The organism is Verrucomicrobiia bacterium (assembly GCA_035495615.1).
Taxonomy (GTDB): domain Bacteria; phylum Omnitrophota; class Omnitrophia; order Omnitrophales; family Aquincolibacteriaceae; genus DATJFP01.
In genome coordinates this window covers 90,010-109,245 of record DATJFP010000071.1, presented here as the reverse complement: position 1 = coordinate 109,245, position 19,236 = coordinate 90,010, and the positions used below count along the sequence as shown (strand labels likewise).

Below are 19,236 nucleotides of genomic sequence, written 5' to 3'. Positions count from 1 at the left end.
CTGCCAATTTAACGGCACATTGTAGCAGAAAAAGATGGGTTGTAAACAATTTCGATTATAGGACGTTTATAACTGGCTATTGCCGAAAGGGTTACAAGCGGAGCAGGAAAAACGGGCAGAAGGCAAAATTAAGCGATATCTTCCCACGGATCGTCTTTCGCCGGCGGCGGCGTTTCTTCGTCTTTTTTTTCCGCGTTCGGGGAAAGATTGTAGAGAGATTCCAGGTGAAGGATTTGAGAATCCCGGATCGCTTCTTTTTCGATTCGCTTGATCAGCCGCTTCAGCACGCCTACCCGCATTCCGAACTTTTCGACGCAAAGCGTTGTGAGCAAGCGCGTTAGAAGATTGACGTGAATCTCGATATCCTGGATTCTTTCCTGAATGGCCTTGTTTTCGTCTGTTCTTTTTTTGGCGTCTTTTTTGAGGGCGGCCAATTCAGAATGGAGCGAGAGGGCATTTTGCAGGGCCTGGGCGGCATTTTCCGCCTGCGTATTCTTCTTTTTCGGCTTCCGTGGGCCTTGATTCGGATTTTTTTTCACGATAGGGTCCATCTCTTGAAGGCCTTGAAATGCTCTCGCCTTAATCTATCCAAGTTTATCATGACGCGGTTTGGCAAACAATGCTCGGAATCGAACAAAAAACCCCCTTCCTGCGAAGGGGGTTTCCGTTATTCCTGTCGTAACCTGTTATTTTTCATGGGCCAAAGACTTTCGCCTTTGCTTAACCGTTGACGCTCACCACCCGGGTTTTGGCCCAGACGTCGGCGACGCGCTCGCCCTTGGTCATCAAAGAAATGATCTCGACGATGTAGCCGGCCACCAGCAGAAACGGAATCACGATGAGGATGTTGCGGACGAAAGCCTGGCTTACCGTGACTTTCGGGCCCGTGAGGCTGACCAGCTTGGTTCCGACCATGGCGCGTCCCGGCGAATAAACCGTATCGCGAAAAACAAGCCAGGCAATGTTAACCACGACCAGAATCACGCTGCGCACGGCATCAGGAACCGTGATGATCATCAAGCCGATGATCAATCCCAGAACGATCGGGATAATGAACAAGTCGATAAACGCCGCTGCAAAACGGCGGCCTTTTGGCGCCGGTACCGACTGGCTAACCACTTCACCACTCACGGGTTCCATATGAAACTCCTTTCATCGTGTTTTTAAAGACAATAAAAGCACTGGAAATACTATAACCTGTTACGGCCGGGGCTGCAAACATCTTTAATGAAAGTTAAACTGCTTAAAAAGCCGTATCTTTCGTTTTCAACGCAGCGCAAAGCGGCCGTTCGGCTTTTTTTTGACGGCTCCGCCAAGTTCGAGTTCCATCAGCCGGCCCGCGAGATCCGCGGTGCCTAAGCCCAATTTGTCCGCGATCTCGTCCGGAGTCAGGTCCCCTTCCTTTAATAAAGAGCTGATGAGATCCTGTTCGCGAAGGGACGGCGCCGCTGCAGAAGGTGCTGCAGGTTTTCCAGCCGCCGCGTGCGCGGCAAACAGGCGGCCGGGTTCCCTGAAGTTTACCGTGGCCTGGGCCAGGGGAACCAAGATCGATTCGACGCTGTCCACGAGAATCGCGCCGTCGCGGAGAAGCTGGTGCGTTCCGCTCGATGTGAGCTGGTCGATCCTGCCCGGCATGGCAAAGACTTCCCGCCCCTGCTCCAGGGCTTCGCGGGCAGTAATCAGCGAACCGCTTTTCACATGAGCTTCGACGACCCAGACGCCGAGCGAGAGTCCGGAAATAATTCTGTTCCTGCGGGGAAAGTGATGCGGCAGAGGAAGCGAGCCAAGCGAAAATTCGCTCAGCACCGCTCCCCGCTCGCCGATTTCCTCATACAGCCGGCGGCTCTCGCGCGGGTAAACCACGTCCACGCCGCAGCCGAGAACGGCCACGGTGCGGCCCCGCGCCGTCTGCAGCGCACCTTCATGCGCGGCCTGGTCGATGCCGCGGGCAAGGCCCGAAACGATGGTCCATCCGGCCGCCGCGATTTCCGAAGAAAAAGAGCGCGCGTGATACAGGCCATAGGCCGTCGCATGCCGCGATCCGACGACGGCAAGCGCAGCGGCATCTTCCTGCACCAGGCTGCCTTTGACATAGAGGACAAGCGGCGGGTCGTAAATCTCGCGCAGCAAGGCGGGATAAGCGGGATCGGTGATCGCAACCAGCGAGACCTTCGCGGACAGACAGGCCTCGATTTCCCGGTACGGGTCAAAGCGTCTTTCCAGCTGCACAAGCGCGTCTCTTTTGCCCGCGAAATTTTCCTCGCGGATTTTCTTCAAGAGGCGCGACGCGGATTCGCCGCTCAAAAGCAAGTCTGTCCACTCGCGCGCGACGGCGCCCGCGGACAGCTGGTTGAGCACGAGAAGGGATGGGAGGTCCCGTGAGTCCATGGTTGGCTGAACCTGATGGGTTAGCGGTAGAACAAGGTCCAGAGATAATGGCTCTGGAGATAAGAGACGCCGTGGATGAAGCTGTATCCGATAGCAACGCCCAGCGCGAACTTGAACGCTTCTCTTTTTTTCATTGTTTTCTCCTCTCCGTCAGCGGCCTGCGCCCATCTCCCGGAGAATGCTGCGCACCCGGGAAAGCGGGACGTCCTGCCGTACGGTAACGCTTCCGATGTTTTCGGGAAGCACGAACCGGAGTTTGCCGGCCCGTTTTTTCTTGTCATGCATCATGGCTTTCATGATCGCGGCGCTCTGAAAGCGCTTGGCGTCCAGCAGCACCGGGAGGCCCAGTTTTCTCAGCACCGCGAGCTGCCTGAGTTCCGCGAAGGGGTCCAGCATTTTCATCCGCACCGCCAAACGCGCGGCGCAGGCCATGCCGAGGCTCACCGCGTCGCCGTGAAACATGCGGTATCGCGCGTTTTTCTCGAACCCGTGGCCGAACGTATGTCCGTAGTTCAGGATCATGCGCTCGCCGCGCGTTTCGAATTCGTCGCGGCTGACGACGGCCGCCTTGATCGAGGCGGAACGCACAACCACTTCTTCCAGTACCGCCGGGTTGCGCAGAAGCGCGCTTTCCGTTTCCCTCTCCAGCAGGCGGAAGAGACTCACGTCGCGGATCACGCCGTACTTCACGACTTCCGCGTAAGACGCGCGCAGTTCCGGCTCGGGAAGCGTTTTCAAAACGTCGATGTCCGACAGCACCGCGTGCGGCGGATAAAAAGTTCCCGCGAGATTTTTTCCTTCCGCGAGATTCACGCCCGTCTTGCCCCCGATCGAGCTGTCCACCTGAGCAAGAAGCGTCGTCCCCGCGTTTACGAAGCGGATGCCCCGCAGATACGTTGACGCCGCATAGCCGCCCAGGTCGCCGGCAACTCCGCCGCCCAGGGCAAGGAGCATGTCGCGCCGTTCGAAGCCCTTCGCAAGGAGCCGGCTGTAGACCGCGGCCAGCGTTCCCATCGATTTCGCCTTTTCGCCGTCGGGAACTTCGAAGACCTCGGGCTTGTATCCGGCCGCGGCAAGCGATCCGCGCAGCGCGGGAAGATGATGCCGCGCCACTTTTTTCTGCGTGAGCACAAAGACTTTGCCCTGGAACACGAGGCTCTTGAGCACTTTGCCGGCCATCCCCAGCGCGCCCTTACCCACCCAGACCGTGTAGTCGTGCTTGGAGCTTTTAACTTTTATTTTTTTCATTCAAAAGTCCACTCGCGCTGATTTCCACGGCCACGGCCTCGGGCGTTTTACCGTCGGTCACAAAAACAAAGTCGCCGGCTTTATCGTAATACGAAGCGCGCTGGCGGGCGAGCTTGCCGAGCCGCACCTCGAGGTCTTCCCCTTTGAGAAGCGGCCGCTCCGTGTCATGCGCCAGCCTTGAAACCAGCCAATCCACGGAAGTCTTCAGATAAACAATCTTTCCGGTCCTGCGCATGACGCGAATATTTGATTCTTTCAGCACGACGCCGCCGCCTGTCGCGACCACTTGCCCGCTTTCGCGGCTCACGCGTTCGAGTTCCCGGGATTCCGCCTCGCGGAAATACGGCTCGCCTTTTTTCTCGAAAATCTCGGCGACCGCCGCGCTTTCGCTTTTCTGGATTTCCCGGTCCACATCCACGAAGCGGAGGTCAAGCAGGGAGGCCAGCGCCTGCCCGGTCGAGGATTTGCCGGAACCCATCATGCCGACCAGATAAACGTTCACGCTCAACTTTCCCGGATTTGCTTCAGGTAGCCCTGGTAATTTCTCTCGATCTCCGCGACGGAATCGCCGCCGAATTTTTCGAGGAAGGCGTCCGCGATGACGTAAGCCGCGATCGACGCGCCGATCACGCTTCCGGCCGCCACCGCGCACGTGTCGGAGCGCTCGAAGTCCGCCTTTTCCGCTTTCTTCGTGGCCATGTTGACGGACGCAAGCGGCTGCGCCAAGGTCGAGATCGGCTTCATCGTGGCGCGGACTACGATCTCCGCGCCGTTCGACGTGCCGCCTTCGATGCCGCCCGCGCGGTTGGTCTCGTGGTAATAACCTTTTTTCTTGTCGTAGAAAATTTCGTCGTGCGCCTCGGACCCGAATACTTCGCCGGCGCGCGTGCCGTAACCGATCTCCACGGCCTTGACCGACTGCATGCCCATGAGATGCTGGGCCAGACGGCCGTCCAGCTTGCGCTCGTAATGCACATGGCTGCCCAGACCGATCGGCACGCCGGACACGCGGACTTCGTAAACGCCGCCGAGCGTGTCCTTTTTGCGCCGGGCCTCGTCGATGGCCGCCCTCATCTGTTTTTCCTTTTCGGGCGAGATGCAGCGCAGATCCGAGTCCGCGATTTTCTTGCGGATGTCCTGCGCCGAAAGCTTGTCTTCGAAAGGAACCTGCACCGCGCCGATGCCGACCACATGCGACTCCACCTCGATGCCGAATTCTTTCAGGAACACCCGGCACAGCGCGCCCACGGCCACGCGCATCGCGGTCTCTCGCGCGCTCGCGCGTTCCAGCACCGGGCGGATGCCCTGGTTGTATTTCAAGGAACCGACCAGGTCCGCATGGCCCGGCCGCGGACGGAAAAGCTCCGGCATGGTTTCGATTTTGAAATCCTTGTTGAACAGCACGAACCCGATGGGCGCGCCGGTCGTCTTGCCTTTCACCACGCCGCCCATGATCTTGACTTCGTCTGTCTCGATTTTCTGGCGGCCGCCCCTGCCGTAGCCCTGCTGGCGCAAACGGAGCTGCCCGTTGATGAATTCAAGGTCGACTTCAAGGCCGCTGGGCATTCCCTCGAGGATCGTCGCAAGGTACTGCCCGTGCGATTCCCCGGTCGTGATGTAATTCAGCATGTTGAGCTCCGTTCCGTTGTCGTCTTTATGAAGGAAGCAGAAAAAAATAATTCCAGATCACATCGCCGAAAAAAAACAGCCAGGCGCCGGCGAGCGCCAGAAAAGGGCCGTACGGGATGGTCTCGTCCCGCTTCACCCATTTCGCGTACAGGGCGAAGGGCAGCGCCAGGATCGGGCCCAGGAGAAACGCGATCAATATTTTTTTGATCCCGAGAAAGGCGCCCATCATGGCCATGAGTTTGATGTCGCCGCCGCCCATGCTTTCTTTTTTATAAATCAGGTTCCCGGCCATGCCCATCAGCAGCAGGATGCCGCCGCCGGTCAAGAGTCCGAGAAACGAATGCAGCAGCCCCCTTAGCAGCGACGCCTGCCCATGCAGCCCCGGAAAAAACGCGCTGAGCACCAGGCCCGCGGCCATGCCGGGAAACGTGAGCTTGTCCGGAATGTATCCGGTTTCGAAATCCGTGGCCGTGATTGCCAGCAGGATCGTGAAATAAACAATGCCGGCCGCGGTCATGAGCGAAAGGCCGTACTGCATGCCGAACATCATCCAGATGACGCCGGTCGCCAGTTCCACCCAGAAATACCGCATGGGAATCGGCGCCTTGCACTTCCGGCACTTGCCCCGCAGCGCCAGAAAACTGAACAGCGGAATGTTATCGTACCACGCGATGGCGCCGTTGCAGCCCGGGCAATGCGAACCGGGCCAAACGATCGATTCTTCCCGGGGGAAGCGGTGGATGCAGACGTTCAAAAAGCTGCCAAAAATAATGCCGAACAAAAAGAACATGGCGGCGATCATGCCGTTTTCTTCCCTTCCCTCGCTTCGAGCGCTTTCAAAAGCGCCGCGCGCATCACGCCGGCCGGTGCTTTTTTGCCGGTCCAGTATTCTAAGGCGCGCGCGCCCTGGTGCACAAGCATGCCCGTGCCGTTCAGCACGCGGTGGCCCTTTTTCCGGGCCTCTTTGAGAAATTGTGTTTCCCGCGGAAAATAAATCAGATCGAAAAAAAGCTTCGGTTTGCCGGCCGCCTTCGGAATCCAGGCACCGGGCACCGGAGATCCGCCCTTCAGGCCGACGGACGTCGCATTCACGACCAGCGCGGCATCCGCCAACACCGGGGCCGCTTTCGGATCCAGCGGCAGAGCGTTCAGGCGCACGCGCTTGAAAATACTTCCGAATTCACGGGCAAGACGCGAGGCCCGGGCCCTGTTACGGTTAATCAGCGTGATTTCGCGGGCGCCGCGTTCCGCGAGCGCGTAGGTGACCGCTCGCGCCGCGCCTCCCGCGCCGAGCACCGCGGCCTTACAGCCGCGGACTTTAAAACCCGCCTCATCTTCCAGCGATTTCAAAAAACCATGGACATCGGTGTTCGCGCCTCGCCAGGATTTTCCGCGCCGGTAAACCGTATTGACCGCGCCGATGCGCGAGGCCTCGAGGCTGACCTTGTCCAGGTAAGGAAGCACGGTTTCTTTATAAGGAACCGTGACATTGAAACCCTGGAGCGGCGCCTTTCGAAGGCGCGCCATCACGTTCCGGAAACGCCGGGGTCCCAGCTCGAGGACGAGATAAAAGGCCTGCATGCCGAGCTTTTCGAAAGCCGCTTCCTGCATGTCGGGAGAAAGGGAATGCGCCAAAGGGTAGCCGAAAATGCCGAACAGACTGAATGCTTCGTTTTTTTTCACCCTGGGTCCCGCCATTACCGCTTTTCGTCCCTGATTACAGTCCGGACAAAGAACCGGGCCGTCTTCCCGGCACGCTCTGGGAAAAGATTTTATTGAGGGCGAAAAGATAAGCTTTCACGCTTGCTTCGATGATGTCGGTGCTCGTGCCGCGGCCCGTGACTTCCTCGGACTGGAGGCTCAGCTTCACGACCACTTCGCCGAGCGCGTCTTTTCCCGCGGTCACGGAACGGATCCCGTAATTGGCAAGTGCCGCGCCGGACTTCACGATTTTTTCAATGGCCTTATAACACGCATCCACGGGGCCGTCGCCATGCGAAGAAGCCTCGCGCAGGGTTCCCTCATGCGACAGCCGGATGTCCGCGGAAGCGGCGCGCGCGCTTTCGGTCGTGACCTTCAGGTAATCCAGCTTCCAGATCTCGGGAACGTTCGCGCCCACGTCTTCCATGATCGATTCGATATCTTCGTCGAACACGTATTTTTTCTTGTCCGCCAGCTTCTTGAACGCCGCAAACGCGCGGTCCATGTCGTCTTCGCTGACCTTGAAGCCCATTTTCTTCACGCGCTCGACGAACGCGTGGCGGCCGGACAGCTTGCCCAGCATGAGTTGGTTGCCTTTCAGCCCGATTTTCTTCGGGTCCATGATCTCGTACGTCTGCCGCTTTTTCAGGACACCGTCCTGATGAATGCCCGAGGCATGCCAGAACGCGTTGCGGCCCACGATCGCTTTGTTCGGCTGGACGACCATGCCGGTGAGCGACGAGACGAGCCTCGAGGCCTTCGAGATCTCGTTCAGCTTCAACTCGGTAAAACAGTCGATCAAATCACGGCGCGTGTCGATGGCCATGGCGATTTCTTCCATGGCCGCGTTTCCGGCGCGCTCGCCGATGCCGTTCACGGTGCATTCCACCTGATTCGCCCCGGCCATGATCGCGGCCAGCGAATTGGCGACGGCCAGGCCCAGGTCATTGTGGCAGTGGACCGACAGCACCACTTTTTTGCCGAGGCCGGGATTTTTCTTTACCAAAAAGGAAATGAGCTCGCCGAATTCGCGGGGCACGGCGTAGCCGACCGTGTCCGGAACATTGATGGACGTGGCACCCGCGTCGATGGCCGCGGAAACGACCTGCGTCAAAAACTGAGGCTCGGTCCTCGATGCGTCTTCGGGCGAAAATTCCAGCTGGTCGAAATGCCGGCGCGCGTCCTTGATCATGCGCGAGACCAGGTGCAGGATTTCCTTCTTGTCCTTCTTCAATTTGAACTCGCGATGGATCTGCGAGGTCGCCAGAAAAACATGCAGGCGCTTGCGCCGGGCCTTTTCCAGGGCCTGGCGGCAGGCTTCGATGTCGCGCTCCACCATGCGCGCGAGGCCGCAGATGACGGGCTTGCGCACGCGCTCGGCGATCATGCTGACCGCGCGGAGTTCGCCGGGTGACGACGCGGGAAAGCCCGCCTCGATCACGTCCACGTTGAGACGCTCGAGCTGCACGGCGATCTTGAGTTTTTCTTCGGGTGTCAACGACGCGCCGGGAGACTGCTCGCCGTCGCGCAGCGTCGTGTCGAAGATGTGGATTTTACGTCTGTTCGAAACCATTTTGTTTACCTTGCAGCCCCCGCTTTGGCCGCCGGAACCTTGGCGGTCGGATTCTTAATCCAGTGCATCATGGAACGCAGCTCAGTCCCGACTTTTTCGATCGGGTGCTCGTCGCATTCTTTGCGCATCTTGTTGTAGTTAGGACGGCCGTTCTTGTTCTCGTCCATCCATTCCTGCGCGAACTTGCCGGTACGGACTTCGTCCAGGATCTTCGCCATGGTCTTGCGCGTTTCATCGGTGATGATGCGCTTGCCGCGGGAATAATCGCCGTACTCGGCCGTGTCGGACACGCGGCGGTGCATGCCGCTGATGCCTTCGGCGAAAATCGCGTCGACGATCAGCTTCACTTCGTGCTGGCATTCGAAGTACGCCATTTCCGGCTGGTAGCCCGCTTTCACGAGCGTGTCGTAGCCCGCGCGGATCAGTTCGGAGAGGCCGCCGCACAGCACGACCTGTTCGCCGAAGAGATCGGTTTCCGTCTCTTCCTTGAAATTCGTTTCGATCACGCCGGCGCGCGTGCCGCCGATCGCTTTCGCATAGGCCAGCGCATGCTTCAGCGCGGTGCCGGAAGCGTCCTGATGAATCGCCACGAGGCACGGAACACCGCCGCCTTCGAGAAACTGGGTGCGCACCAGCGCGCCCGGGCCCTTGGGGGCGATCATGTACACGTCGACTTCCTTCGGCGGCTTGATGTAACCGAAGTGAATGTTGAAACCGTGCGAAAAAAGGAGCGCCTTGCCGGGCTTCAGATGGGGCTTGATGCTCTTTTCGTAAATCTCGGCCTGCAGGTGGTCCTGCGTGAGGATCTGGATGACGTCCGCCTGCTTCGCGGCTTCGTCCGCTTCCACCGGCTTGAAACCGTCTTCGACGGCCTGGTCGTAGTTCTTGCCGCCCTTGCGCTGGGCGATGATCACGTCCACGCCGGAGTCGCGCAGGTTGAGTCCCTGCCCGCGGCCCTGGATGCCGTAGCCGACGATGGCCACTTTCTTGCCTTTCAGCACGTTCAAATCAGCGTCTTTGTCGTAATAGATTTTTGCCATGGTTATTTCCTCTCGTTTTTTGATCTCAGAATAATTTCTGGAAGTGGATTAAAGGCCGTCTTTCGCCATCTGGCGAGACTTTTTCTTCGCCGCTTCTCTCTTGCGGAGGGCAAGGGCTTCTTCCTTGGTCGCCTTCAGCTTTTTCGTCTTCAGCGCGACCTTGGCGGGCGCGACGAGCGTGCTGCGGCGCGACATGGCGACAAGCCCCGTGCGTACGACTTCGCTGATGCCGTACGGCGTGAGAAGTTCGAGCATGGCGTCGACTTTGCTTTCCCCGCCGGTCACTTCGATGACCATGCTGTTGGGATTCACGTCGACGACCTTGGCGCGGAAGGTGTTCACGATCTGCATGACGTCGCTGCGGCTCTGGGTCGCAGCGTTCACTTTGACCAGCATCAGCTCGCGGTCGATCATTTCGTCGGTGTTGATGTCGACGACCTTGATGACGTCGATCAGCTTGCCGAGCTGCTTGATCACCTGCTCCAGCGCGCGGGCATCGCCCACCGTGACGATCGTCATGCGGGAAACCGTCGGGTCATGCGTTTCACCCACGGCCAGCGAATCGATGTTGAAACCGCGGCCGGACACGAGCGTCGAAACGCGGGAGAGAACGCCCGAATGATTTTCCACCAGCGCCGAAATGATATGCTTTTGCTTCATAACAACTCCTCTGTTTGAGTGAAGGATTACGCCATGTCCATGACTTGGTCGAGGGCGGCCCCGGTAGGCACCATCGGATAAACGTTGTCGGATTTCGCGACGATGCAGTGGACCAGCACCGGGCCTTTGTGGGCCAGGGCCTTCTTGATCACGCTGTCGACTTCATCGTGCGTTTCCATGCGCAGCCCGAGGACCCTGTGGCCTTCGGCAATTTTCAGGAAGTCGGGGTTCGACGGCCCGAGCACGGAGCCGGAAAATCTCTGATTATAAAAAAGCTCCTGCCACTGGCGAACCATGCCGTGATGCGAATTGTCCATGATGAAAAGCTTCACGGGAATGTTGTAGTACGCCGCCGTCGTCAGTTCGCACATCGTCATCTGGATGGAACCGTCACCATCGATACAGATCACCGGCTCGCCCGGCCTGCCAATTTGCGCGCCGATCGCCGCGGGAAGGCCGTAACCCATCGTGCCCAAGCCGCCGGAAGTCAGCATGCTGCGCATGGCCTTAAACTGGTACCACTGCGCCGCCCACATCTGGTGCTGGCCGACGCCGGTCGTCACGACCGCGTTGTGCTTGGTGATCTCGCCGAGCCTGGCGATGATTTCTTCCTGGCGCAGCGCTTCGCCGTCCTTGCGGTATTTCAGCGGATGCTTCTTCTTCCACTCCGCGATCTGGTCCAGCCACTCTTTGATGTCTTTGCGCTTGTTGGTGACGAGCTTATTCAGCTGGCGCAGGACAGGCTTCACGTCGCCGACAATCGAAACGTCCACCTTCACGGTCTTGGAAATGGACGCGGGATCGATGTCGATGTGCACGATCTTCGCGTGCGGGCAGAATTTGTCGATCTTGCCCGTGACGCGGTCGTCAAAGCGCGCGCCCACGGCAATCAAGAGATCGGATTTCTGCACGGCGTAGTTGGCGTACACGGTGCCGTGCATGCCCAGCATGCGCAAGGAAGACGGATGATCTTCCGGGAAAATGCCGAGACCCAGCACCGTCGTAGTAATCGGAATGCCGGTTTTTTCCACGAGCTCCAGAACTTCTTTGTTCGCGCCCGAACCCACGGCGCCGCCGCCCACGTACAGCACGGGACGCTTGGCCTGCTTGATCAGTTCCGCGGCCTTACGGATCTGTTCCGCGTCGCCATGGCTCGGGATGCTGTAGCCGCGCAGCTGCACTTCTTCCGGCCATTCGAAATCCACGACCTGGCGGCTCACGTCGACAGGAAAATCGATCAGCACGGGGCCGGGGCGGCCGGTGCGCGCGATGTGGAACGCCTCACGCACGATGCGCGCGACGTCATTCGCGTTCGTGATGAGATAATTGTGCTTGGTGACCGGGCGCGTGATGCCGACCACGTCGGCTTCCTGGAACGCGTCGCTGCCGATGGCCGTCGTCGCGACCTGGCCCGTGATGCAGATCATCGGCGCCGAATCCATGAATGCCGTCGCAAGTCCCGTCACCGTGTTCGTGGCCGCGGGGCCGGAGGTCACAAGGCAAACGCCGGGTTTTCCCGTGGCGCGGCCGTAGCCGTCCGCCATGTGGGACGCGCCCTGTTCGTGGCGCACCAGGTAGAATTTAATTTTCTTGGAATCATAAAGGGCATCGAAGGTCGGCAGAATGGCTCCGCCGGGCAGCCCGAAAATAGCGTCCACCCCTTCCAGTTCCAAGGACTTGATCATGATTTGCGCGCCGGTCAGCTTCATAAAAAATTAATCCCTTCGTTTTTTAATGACCCTTCAGCTTTGCGCCGAAGAAGCGTTTCATTCAGGATGAGCCCCCAAAGAAGGGACCTCAAACTCTGAAAAATTTTTCCATCCAATTCAGGCTTTTTTCTTTCCAGGATTTCTGGCTGTCGCGGATCTTGCGTCCCCACGTCTCGGAGCTCGTCTGTCCCCATTCCAGAAGTTTTTCTTTGAATTCCTGGGAATTCTGCTCATCTTCTTTCGCTTTCATCAGGGTGACGAGATAACCCTTCTTTTCAAACTTGGCCGCGCTTTTTTCCACGGCGTCGATCAACGGCTGATCGCCTTCGTTCGCTACGACCAGAAATGGAATCTGCTTCGCGGGACGATTTCTCAAATGCAGCAGCTTTCCGAATTTTCCGTCCCAATGGCCGTTCATCAGCACGACGGCCGAGAATTCCTCGGGATAATTCGTGGCGAGGTATCCCGCGTACTGAGCTCCGCCCTTTTTCCCCGTCAGAAAAATCTTGCTCGGATCGACCTGATACCGCTGGCTGATCTCCCGCTTGATCTTCAGGATCCACTCGTCCATGCTGTACGGTGTATCTTCGGGCCAGAGGTTCGTGGCGCTCAAAACCAAAAGGCTCCGGCGCTTGGCCAGGTTCGTCCAGTATTCGATGTTCTTTTCCGGCGATTCGCCTTCGTCCGGCACGGTAATAATCAGCGGGTATTTCCGGTCCGGCTTGTAATTCTGAGGCACGTACAAAAACACCGGATACCGGTACTCCGCCGACAAATCCAAAAGTCCGGTCGGTGAGTTCCCGTAAAACGTGTCCGCGCCCGCCGGGGATTTAAATCCCGCAAGGCTCACCGCCAGCGACAAAAAGAAAAAAAAGTTCCGCCTGAGATTAAATCTCAATTTCGATCCTTCCGTTGGAAGTTAAAACGAATCCTGACGGGACCTGAAAAAAAGACAGACTTTGGCCTCGAAATTTCTTGAACGCTTTGACGTAACTCTATGGAAAGACACAGGTTATTATAATCATCCGACCCGCAAAGTCAATCCACGTTCTTGCCTTTGCCGCCCTGCGGCCAGGCTGCCCATCAAAACCTAAATAACGGCACAACAAGGACTTAGCTTAAAAAAGACACGCTCCCCCTGAAAAAACAGTTCGGGATTCTTCAGGAAATGATTCGGAAAGAACTTCAGGGAAGAATTACCGGGATACCTTAATGGTTTCGAGCTTCTGGTTGAACTGCCTGGCTCTTTCCGTGATTTCCTGCCAGTTGTCAGTTCGTACAAGCGGACGCTCGAAAAGCGACTGCTTGATGCAGACCGCGATGCTGTCCTTAAGGTATTCGAAGAGGCTGTCAAGGTTGACGCCCCCGGCGGTGATGAGCTTAACGGAAGGAAGAGAATTGCGAATCGCCTTGAGATACTGCGGCCCGCCCGAAGGAGCGATGGGATAAACCATCACCAGGTCGGCGCCCAGCTGATAGGCGTTGATGATTTCGGTGGGAGTCAACGCGCCCTGGATCACGAACGTGTTGTTGTGCTTGGCCACATTGATGACTTCGTCATCGGTATACGGGGTAGAAACGAACTGGGCACCCGCGTTGATGGCGCGCTGGGCCATCTCGCCGTCGGTCACCGCGCCCGCACCAAAGAGGAAATTCTCCTTCTTGGAATACGTTTCCAGGAGGCGAATGACCTGCGGGGTCTGCATGGAGATTTCGAAAATGCGAAAACCGCCCGTAATGGCGGCTTTGATCATCGCTTCGGCATCGTCCGCGGAGCTGGAACGAATGACGGCGATGAGCTTGTTTTCTTCGATCATCTTCAATGCATTCACTGTTAATTCCTTTGTAATTGGTGCCATTAAGCCGGAATTATAGGGTCGGCCAAGAGTCTGTGTCAATCGGTATTACGAGGATTTTATATTTTTTTTCGCATCCGGCTTTTCCCCGCCCCATCAGGCTTTGCGGGGCTTCAAAATACTCTCCGCAACGCCCTCTTTTTCCTCCAAACGGCGGATTTCATCGCGGTAGCGGGCGGCCTTGTCGAACTCCAGCGCGCGGGCCGCGGTTTCCATGCGCTTTTTCAGATACGCGAGGTAACTCTTGATCTCATATTCCTTTTGGCTTTCCCCCACCACCTCGGCGACCATCTCCTCGGCGTCGTTCCACTTCTCGATGCCTTCCCGGATTTCCTTTTTGATGGTGGCCGGCGTGATCCCGTTCTTTTCGTTGTAATCCATCTGGATGCGGCGGCGCCGGGAAGTCTCGTCCATGGCCCTTTTCATGGAATCCGTGATCTTGTCCCCGTACATGATGACCTTGCCGTTGACGTTGCGGGCCGCCCGGCCCGCGGTTTGGATCAAAGAAACATCGCTGCGAAGAAAACCTTCCTTGTCCGCGTCCAGCACCGCGACAAGCGATACCTCCGGAAGGTCCAGCCCTTCTCTAAGAAGGTTAATCCCGACAATGCAATCGTACTTTTGCAGGCGCAGGTCGCGTAGGATTTCCACGCGCTCGAAGGCGTCGAACTCCGAATGAAGGTAATTCACTTTGATGCCCGCTTCCTTGAGGTAGCGGCTCAGGTCTTCGGCCATTTTTTTCGTGAGCGTCGTGACCAGCACGCGCTCGTTTTTCTTCGCGCGCGCTTTGATCTCGCCGATCAAGTCGTCGATCTGCCCTTCTGTCGCCCGGACTTCAATTTCAGGATCGAGGAGTCCCGTGGGCCGGATGATCTGCTCGACTTTCTGGTCTGCGCGGCTGAGCTCATACTCGGACGGCGTCGCGGAAACGTAGAGCACTTGCCCTATCGCGCGCTCGAATTCCTCGAATCGCAGCGGCCGGTTGTCGAGCGCCGACGGCAGGCGGAAACCGTGCTCGACGAGCACTTTCTTGCGCGCCTGGTCGCCGTTGAACATGCCGCGGATCTGCGGGAGCGTCTGGTGCGATTCGTCGACGAGCGTGAGAAAGTCTTTCGGGAAATAATTGATCAGCGTCGATGGCGTGGAGCCGGGCGCGCGCCCGCTCAAATGCCGCGAATAATTTTCCACCCCCGAGCAAAAGCCCACTTCGCGCAGCATCTCCAAATCGTAGCGCGTGCGTGACTCCAGCCTTTTCGCCTCGAGGTCTTTTCCCTGCAATGTGAGCTCTTTGATGCGCTGCGCCAGCTCCAGACGAATGCCTTCGAGCGCAGGTTCCATGCGTTCGGACGGCGTCACGAAATGCTTGGCCGGATACACCGCGACCTGGTCCAGCTCGCGCAGCGGCGTCAGCTTGATCTTTTCGAGCAGCACCAGGCTGGTCACGCGCTCCGCGTCGAATTCGATGCGTTCGGGGTTTTGCCCATACGCAGGATAAAGGTCCACGCGGTTGCCGCGTACGCGGAACGTGCCGCGCGTCAATTCAGTTTCCACGCGCGAATACTGAATGCCGATCAGCGCGTCGATGAACGCGTCGCGGTCAAAGACCTGGCCTTTTTCCAGCCGGACCAGCATGCCCTTCCAGTCTTCCGGCGAACCCAAACCGTAAATACATGAAACACTGGCCACAATGATCGTGTCGGGCCGCGACAAAACCGAGCTCGTGGCCGAAAGCCGCAGCCGGTCCAGATTGTCGTTGATCGACGAATCTTTTTCGATGTAGGTATCCGTGTGCGCGATGTACGCCTCGGGCTGATAATAATCGTAATAGGAAACGAAATACTCCACGGCGTTTTCGGGGAACAGGTCTTTCATTTCGGAGTAGAGCTGCGCCGCGAGCGTCTTGTTGTGGCAGATCACCAGCGCGGGCTTGCCGACCTGCGCGATCACGTTGGCCATGGCAAAGGTCTTGCCCGAACCGGTCACGCCGACCAGCACCTGCTCTTTTTTTCCCTCTTGGAAACCGCGCACGAGCTTTTCGATGGCCTGCGGCTGGTCGCCTTTGGGTTTCATCTTGGAGGAGAGTTGGAAAACCGGCATGGGTCCCTTGTTCTTTGGGAGGGTTTGAAAGCTTATTTCAGGAGAAGCGAAAAATCCAGCGAGCGCACCGAGTGCGTGAGCGCGCCCACGGAAATCCAGTCCACGCCCATGGCCGCGTAATGGCCGACGTTTTCCAGCGTGATGCCGCCGGAAGCCTCGAGGATGGTCTCGGGCGCGAGCCGGCGCGCGATCTGCACGACCTGCTTGAGGCGGAAAGGCGGAAAATTATCGAAGAGGATGACGCGCGGATGCAGCTTCACGGCTTCGCGCAGCTCCTCGCGGTTGCGCACCTCGATCTCGACGCTGCCCTTGAAACCGCTGAGTTTTTTCAGGTCGCCGTACGGGCGGTGGTTCTCTTTCACGAAAACAGCGTCGTAAAGCCCCATGCGATGGTTGCGTCCACCGCCCGCGCGCACCGCGTATTTTTCGAGCTCGCGCCACAGCGGCATCGTTTTTCTCGTGTCAAGAATGAGGACCGGATAGCCTTTCACGGCATCGACAAAAGCGCGCGTCATGGTGGCGATCCCGGAAAGATGCCCGAGCAGGTTCAGGGCGGTGCGCTCGGCTCTGAGGATCGACTGCACGGGGCCTTCGAGGATGAGAACCACCGTGTTCTTGCGAAACTTCGCGCCTTCTTTCACCGGAAACTCGGCGCGCAGGGCCGGGTCCGCGCATTTAAAAATTTCGAGCAGCGCTGGGGCACCGCAGAAAATGCCGGGTTCGCGGGCGAAAATTTTCGCGGTGGCGACCGCGGTTTTGGAGACCACAAGCTCCGACGTGAGATCGCCGCGGCCAAAATCTTCGTCAAAGGCCGCGCGCAAAAGGGCACGGGTTTTTTCAGACGGAATAAACGAGGAAACCGGAGAAGCTTTCTTTTCTTTTTGGGCTTTCGGGGCGCGCTCGGCCGTCATCATAAAATTTCCTTGAGACGCTCGGCAGGCCGGGCGAGGATGGCCTTCGCGCCTTTTTCCACGATGGGCCGCTGGATGAGGTCGGGATATTTTGCCATCAGGTCCAAGGCTTCTTCGTCACTCACGTCGCGGCCGGAGAGCTTGAGCTTTTTGTAAATCTCTTCCTTGGTCCGGAAAAGTTCCTGCCCCTTGATGCCCATCTTTTTGAGCAGCTCCTTAAGCTTGGTTTTCGGGATCGGGTCCACGTAATAATTGACCGCGTCGAAAGCCACGCCGCTTTCCTGCAAGGCCTTGTAGACCTCGCGGCAGGTGGTGCAGGTTGGCTTTTGGTAAACGGTGATCTTGCTCATAAGGGGCCATCTTATCACAGGGCCGAGGGACGATCAATTCCGGGGGAAACTTACTTGTAAGCGCTGCGGATGCGCCAGAGCTCGCCGATGGCTTTGAAGAAATCCCCGGGTTTCACTTTGGATCCGGCCACGTCGTACCAGGCGGGAAGAGGCATTTCATAGATAAGGGCTTCGATCTGGTCCCGGCGGATGGGCTTTTTGTCTTTGAGGAACCGGGCGATCAATTCCACGTCGAAAATCCACTTGGACAAAAAGGGCGTCTCGAACATCCGGACCAGCGTGTCGGTCTTCCGGAACATCTTGGCGCCGCACTGCGTGTCGTAAATTTCCAGGCGAAGCGTATGCGAGGCGAACGTGGCAAAAATGCGTCCCAGATAATGACGCGTGGTCTGGCGCCTGATGTCATGGCCCATGAGCTTGACGCGCGCGCCGAAGATCATTTCCAGCACCGGGCGTTCTTCGAAAATTTTCAGGAACGTGGGAAGGACTTCCAGAGGCGTGGCAAGGTCCGCATCCCAGAAGGCCAGGTAGTCGGAACCGGAAGTCAGCCCCTGGACGAATCCCCGGCGCACGGCCTCGGCCTTGCCGGAATTTTTTTCGAGTTTCAGGATCTGGCAGGAGCCGGGATTCTGGGCGGCCAGCTTTTGGAGGACGTCGAAGGTCCGGTCTCCGCTGCCGTCGTCGACGAAGAGGAATCCGAAGTCCTTTTCCCGGCGCATGAACTCCGTGTACCGGTCGGAAGGAAGGCGGGCTTCTTCATTATAACAAGGGACGACGACCAGAACTCTGGGGCTTCGGGAGGCTTGAGATTTTGAATTTTCAGGATTTGCCATGTATTTTTATTAAGAACGGACGGCTCAGGCCGTATCCGCCCTTTTCCGTATTTTAAGCCGTTGAACCCGAGGAGACATCATGGCCGACCCCACCGAAACTCCCGAAGCGGAGCCCCCCCAAAAGCCGAAACGCCAGCGCGAATTGATCGAACCCGGAGAGCCGGACAATAAGGCATTTGCGACGATCATGATCATCGCGGCGGTCCTCGTGCTCGGCGGGTTCGCCCTTTTCATGGTTTTTTGCTTCCAGGGCATGTTTTTCGAGAAGATCGTCGCCGCAAAATAGCTCTTAGCCCGCACTCCGCGGAGAGGCTGCCCCGTTCTGAATGATGACCGGCGTGCCTACCGGGATCCAGGGAAAAATTTCTTCCACGTCCTGGTTGTGCATCCGGATACAGCCATGGCTCATGGCCGCTCCGATGCTTTTCGGGTTTCGCGTTCCGTGGATGCCGTAACCTTTGTGGTTCAGCCCCAGCCACCGCGTTCCCAAAAGATTCTTCACGCTCCCCGCCGGAATTTCCTTCTTCATCCAGTACCAGACCGGATCCTTGACCTTATGCTCGACCCGGAATTCCCCTTCCGGCGTTTCCATGCCTTCGCGCCCCACGGAAACGGAGTAAGTCTTGATGACCTCTTCGCCGCGTTTCCAGGTCAGCGTTTTGCTGGCCTTGTCCACGACCAGTTCGTAACGCGTGCGGGGCAGAAGAATTTCGTCATCCGCTTTCAGGAGCTTGCCGCTGTTCGCGCGCTCCAGCCATTTCTGGCTGATGCCGTTTCGGGCCGCGATTTTCCCGTACGTGTCGCCTTTGCGCACGGTGTATTTCTGATAATAGGAATCGCCCGCCGGTACAAGCCGCTCCACAAACTTCTTTTCCTCTTCGAGCTTCTTTTCCACGCGGCCGGCTTTCTTCGAAAAGCGCAATTTATTATACACCTCGATCAATCCTTCGTAGGCCTTGATGCGGTCTTCGACGACAGGGCTTTGGGTGATCTTCAGATAAAGGGCCTCAGAATCGTCCCAATTTTTCTGGTCCGCGAGCGCGCGGGCCTGCTCGAGAAGCGATCTGAAATCCGGGGCCTTGGGCGCGGGGGTACGGGACGGAACCGGGTCCTGCGGCGCGGCTTTGGCCTCGGCAGCGGCAGGACGGGACTCCGGCGCCGGCGCGGCATAAGCCGCCGGGGCGATCAGCACGAAGGTCAGGATAAAAGTCCAAAAACGCAGGCGCATGCCCCGTTTATCG

Annotated in this window: 19 protein-coding genes and 1 pseudogene; 1 reads left to right on the top strand and 19 read right to left on the bottom strand. The window is 57.9% G+C overall.

Annotation, left to right across the window (positions count from 1 at the left end; all coding sequences use genetic code 11):
• Positions 1–128: 128 nt before the first annotated feature.
• The 18 genes and pseudogenes from VL688_09265 to VL688_09180 all read right to left on the bottom strand — a co-directional run bounded on the left by VL688_09265 (position 129) and on the right by VL688_09180 (position 17,995).
• Positions 129–539, bottom strand: a complete 411-nt coding sequence (locus tag VL688_09265) for a hypothetical protein (GenBank protein ID HTL48228.1) — start codon at positions 537–539, stop codon at positions 129–131.
• 181 nt (positions 540–720) lie between these two features.
• A complete protein-coding gene (locus VL688_09260) occupies positions 721–1,140 on the bottom strand; it encodes an RDD family protein (GenBank protein ID HTL48227.1) in 420 nt (139 codons plus the stop codon).
• 126 nt (positions 1,141–1,266) lie between these two features.
• Positions 1,267–2,388 carry a DNA-processing protein DprA gene (dprA, locus tag VL688_09255; GenBank protein HTL48226.1) on the bottom strand — a complete coding sequence of 374 codons (1,122 nt, stop codon included), beginning with the start codon at positions 2,386–2,388 and terminating at the stop codon, positions 1,267–1,269.
• 150 nt (positions 2,389–2,538) lie between these two features.
• A complete protein-coding gene (aroB, locus tag VL688_09250; protein HTL48225.1) occupies positions 2,539–3,636 on the bottom strand; it encodes a 3-dehydroquinate synthase in 1,098 nt (365 codons plus the stop codon).
• Positions 3,617–4,138, bottom strand: a complete 522-nt coding sequence (locus VL688_09245) for a shikimate kinase (protein ID HTL48224.1) — start codon at positions 4,136–4,138, stop codon at positions 3,617–3,619. The genes aroB and VL688_09245 overlap by 20 nt, the downstream gene beginning before the upstream one ends.
• 2 nt (positions 4,139–4,140) lie before the next feature.
• Positions 4,141–5,265 (bottom strand): chorismate synthase, encoded by a 1,125-nt coding sequence (gene aroC / locus VL688_09240; protein ID HTL48223.1) that lies wholly within the window; start codon positions 5,263–5,265, stop codon positions 4,141–4,143.
• Positions 5,266–5,290: 25 nt separating this feature from the next.
• On the bottom strand, positions 5,291–6,067 hold the full coding sequence (locus tag VL688_09235; GenBank protein HTL48222.1) for a prepilin peptidase: 777 nt from the start codon (positions 6,065–6,067) through the stop codon (positions 5,291–5,293).
• A complete protein-coding gene (gene aroE, locus VL688_09230) occupies positions 6,064–6,948 on the bottom strand; it encodes a shikimate dehydrogenase (protein HTL48221.1) in 885 nt (294 codons plus the stop codon). The genes VL688_09235 and aroE overlap by 4 nt, the downstream gene beginning before the upstream one ends.
• A 34-nt stretch (positions 6,949–6,982) precedes the next feature.
• Positions 6,983–8,539, bottom strand: a complete 1,557-nt coding sequence (locus VL688_09225) for a 2-isopropylmalate synthase (protein HTL48220.1) — start codon at positions 8,537–8,539, stop codon at positions 6,983–6,985.
• 5 nt (positions 8,540–8,544) lie between these two features.
• Positions 8,545–9,579, bottom strand: a complete 1,035-nt coding sequence (ilvC, locus tag VL688_09220) for a ketol-acid reductoisomerase (protein HTL48219.1) — start codon at positions 9,577–9,579, stop codon at positions 8,545–8,547.
• 171 nt (positions 9,580–9,750) lie between these two features.
• Positions 9,751–10,239: pseudogene (gene ilvN, locus VL688_09215) on the bottom strand (acetolactate synthase small subunit).
• Positions 10,240–10,265: 26 nt separating this feature from the next.
• Positions 10,266–11,948 carry a biosynthetic-type acetolactate synthase large subunit gene (gene ilvB, locus VL688_09210; GenBank protein ID HTL48218.1) on the bottom strand — a complete coding sequence of 561 codons (1,683 nt, stop codon included), beginning with the start codon at positions 11,946–11,948 and terminating at the stop codon, positions 10,266–10,268.
• A gap of 88 nt (positions 11,949–12,036) precedes the next feature.
• Positions 12,037–12,846 (bottom strand): hypothetical protein, encoded by an 810-nt coding sequence (locus tag VL688_09205; protein ID HTL48217.1) that lies wholly within the window; start codon positions 12,844–12,846, stop codon positions 12,037–12,039.
• Between the two features lie 298 nt (positions 12,847–13,144).
• On the bottom strand, positions 13,145–13,780 hold the full coding sequence (locus VL688_09200; protein ID HTL48216.1) for a bifunctional 4-hydroxy-2-oxoglutarate aldolase/2-dehydro-3-deoxy-phosphogluconate aldolase: 636 nt from the start codon (positions 13,778–13,780) through the stop codon (positions 13,145–13,147).
• 120 nt (positions 13,781–13,900) lie between these two features.
• Positions 13,901–15,901, bottom strand: coding sequence for an excinuclease ABC subunit UvrB (uvrB, locus tag VL688_09195; GenBank protein ID HTL48215.1), 2,001 nt, complete (start codon positions 15,899–15,901; stop codon positions 13,901–13,903).
• A 32-nt stretch (positions 15,902–15,933) separates the two neighbouring features.
• The gene (nadC, locus tag VL688_09190; GenBank protein ID HTL48214.1) at positions 15,934–16,815 is read right to left on the bottom strand and encodes a carboxylating nicotinate-nucleotide diphosphorylase; all 882 of its coding nucleotides are present in this window, start codon (positions 16,813–16,815) and stop codon (positions 15,934–15,936) included.
• On the bottom strand, positions 16,812–17,162 hold the full coding sequence (locus VL688_09185; protein HTL48213.1) for an ArsC/Spx/MgsR family protein: 351 nt from the start codon (positions 17,160–17,162) through the stop codon (positions 16,812–16,814). The genes nadC and VL688_09185 overlap by 4 nt, the downstream gene beginning before the upstream one ends.
• Before the next feature lie 50 nt (positions 17,163–17,212).
• Entirely contained in the window at positions 17,213–17,995 is a 783-nt protein-coding gene (locus tag VL688_09180) for a glycosyltransferase (protein ID HTL48212.1), read from the bottom strand.
• A 79-nt stretch (positions 17,996–18,074) separates the two neighbouring features.
• Between VL688_09180 and VL688_09175 the strand changes: the two genes are divergently transcribed.
• Positions 18,075–18,281 (top strand): hypothetical protein, encoded by a 207-nt coding sequence (locus VL688_09175; protein ID HTL48211.1) that lies wholly within the window; start codon positions 18,075–18,077, stop codon positions 18,279–18,281.
• Positions 18,282–18,284: 3 nt separating this feature from the next.
• On the opposite strand, the gene VL688_09170 is transcribed toward VL688_09175, so the two are convergent.
• Positions 18,285–19,223: a L,D-transpeptidase family protein gene (locus tag VL688_09170; protein HTL48210.1), complete on the bottom strand. Its 939-nt coding sequence runs from the start codon at positions 19,221–19,223 to the stop codon at positions 18,285–18,287.
• Positions 19,224–19,236 lie beyond the last annotated feature (13 nt).

What these genes read in the sequence shown, in the direction of transcription:
- VL688_09260 (HTL48227.1), bottom strand. Translation starts at nt 1,140, where the DNA reads ATGGAACCCGTGAGTGGTGAAGTGGTTAGCCAGTCGGTACCGGCGCCA.
- dprA (HTL48226.1), bottom strand. Translation starts at nt 2,388, where the DNA reads ATGGACTCACGGGACCTCCCATCCCTTCTCGTGCTCAACCAGCTGTCC.
- aroB (HTL48225.1), bottom strand. Translation starts at nt 3,636, where the DNA reads ATGAAAAAAATAAAAGTTAAAAGCTCCAAGCACGACTACACGGTCTGG.
- aroC (HTL48223.1), bottom strand. Translation starts at nt 5,265, where the DNA reads ATGCTGAATTACATCACGACCGGGGAATCGCACGGGCAGTACCTTGCG.
- VL688_09235 (HTL48222.1), bottom strand. Translation starts at nt 6,067, where the DNA reads ATGATCGCCGCCATGTTCTTTTTGTTCGGCATTATTTTTGGCAGCTTT.
- VL688_09225 (HTL48220.1), bottom strand. Translation starts at nt 8,539, where the DNA reads ATGGTTTCGAACAGACGTAAAATCCACATCTTCGACACGACGCTGCGC.
- ilvC (HTL48219.1), bottom strand. Translation starts at nt 9,579, where the DNA reads ATGGCAAAAATCTATTACGACAAAGACGCTGATTTGAACGTGCTGAAA.
- ilvB (HTL48218.1), bottom strand. Translation starts at nt 11,948, where the DNA reads ATGAAGCTGACCGGCGCGCAAATCATGATCAAGTCCTTGGAACTGGAA.
- uvrB (HTL48215.1), bottom strand. Translation starts at nt 15,901, where the DNA reads ATGCCGGTTTTCCAACTCTCCTCCAAGATGAAACCCAAAGGCGACCAG.
- nadC (HTL48214.1), bottom strand. Translation starts at nt 16,815, where the DNA reads ATGATGACGGCCGAGCGCGCCCCGAAAGCCCAAAAAGAAAAGAAAGCT.
- VL688_09185 (HTL48213.1), bottom strand. Translation starts at nt 17,162, where the DNA reads ATGAGCAAGATCACCGTTTACCAAAAGCCAACCTGCACCACCTGCCGC.
- VL688_09180 (HTL48212.1), bottom strand. Translation starts at nt 17,995, where the DNA reads ATGGCAAATCCTGAAAATTCAAAATCTCAAGCCTCCCGAAGCCCCAGA.
- VL688_09175 (HTL48211.1), top strand. Translation starts at nt 18,075, where the DNA reads ATGGCCGACCCCACCGAAACTCCCGAAGCGGAGCCCCCCCAAAAGCCG.
- VL688_09170 (HTL48210.1), bottom strand. Translation starts at nt 19,223, where the DNA reads ATGCGCCTGCGTTTTTGGACTTTTATCCTGACCTTCGTGCTGATCGCC.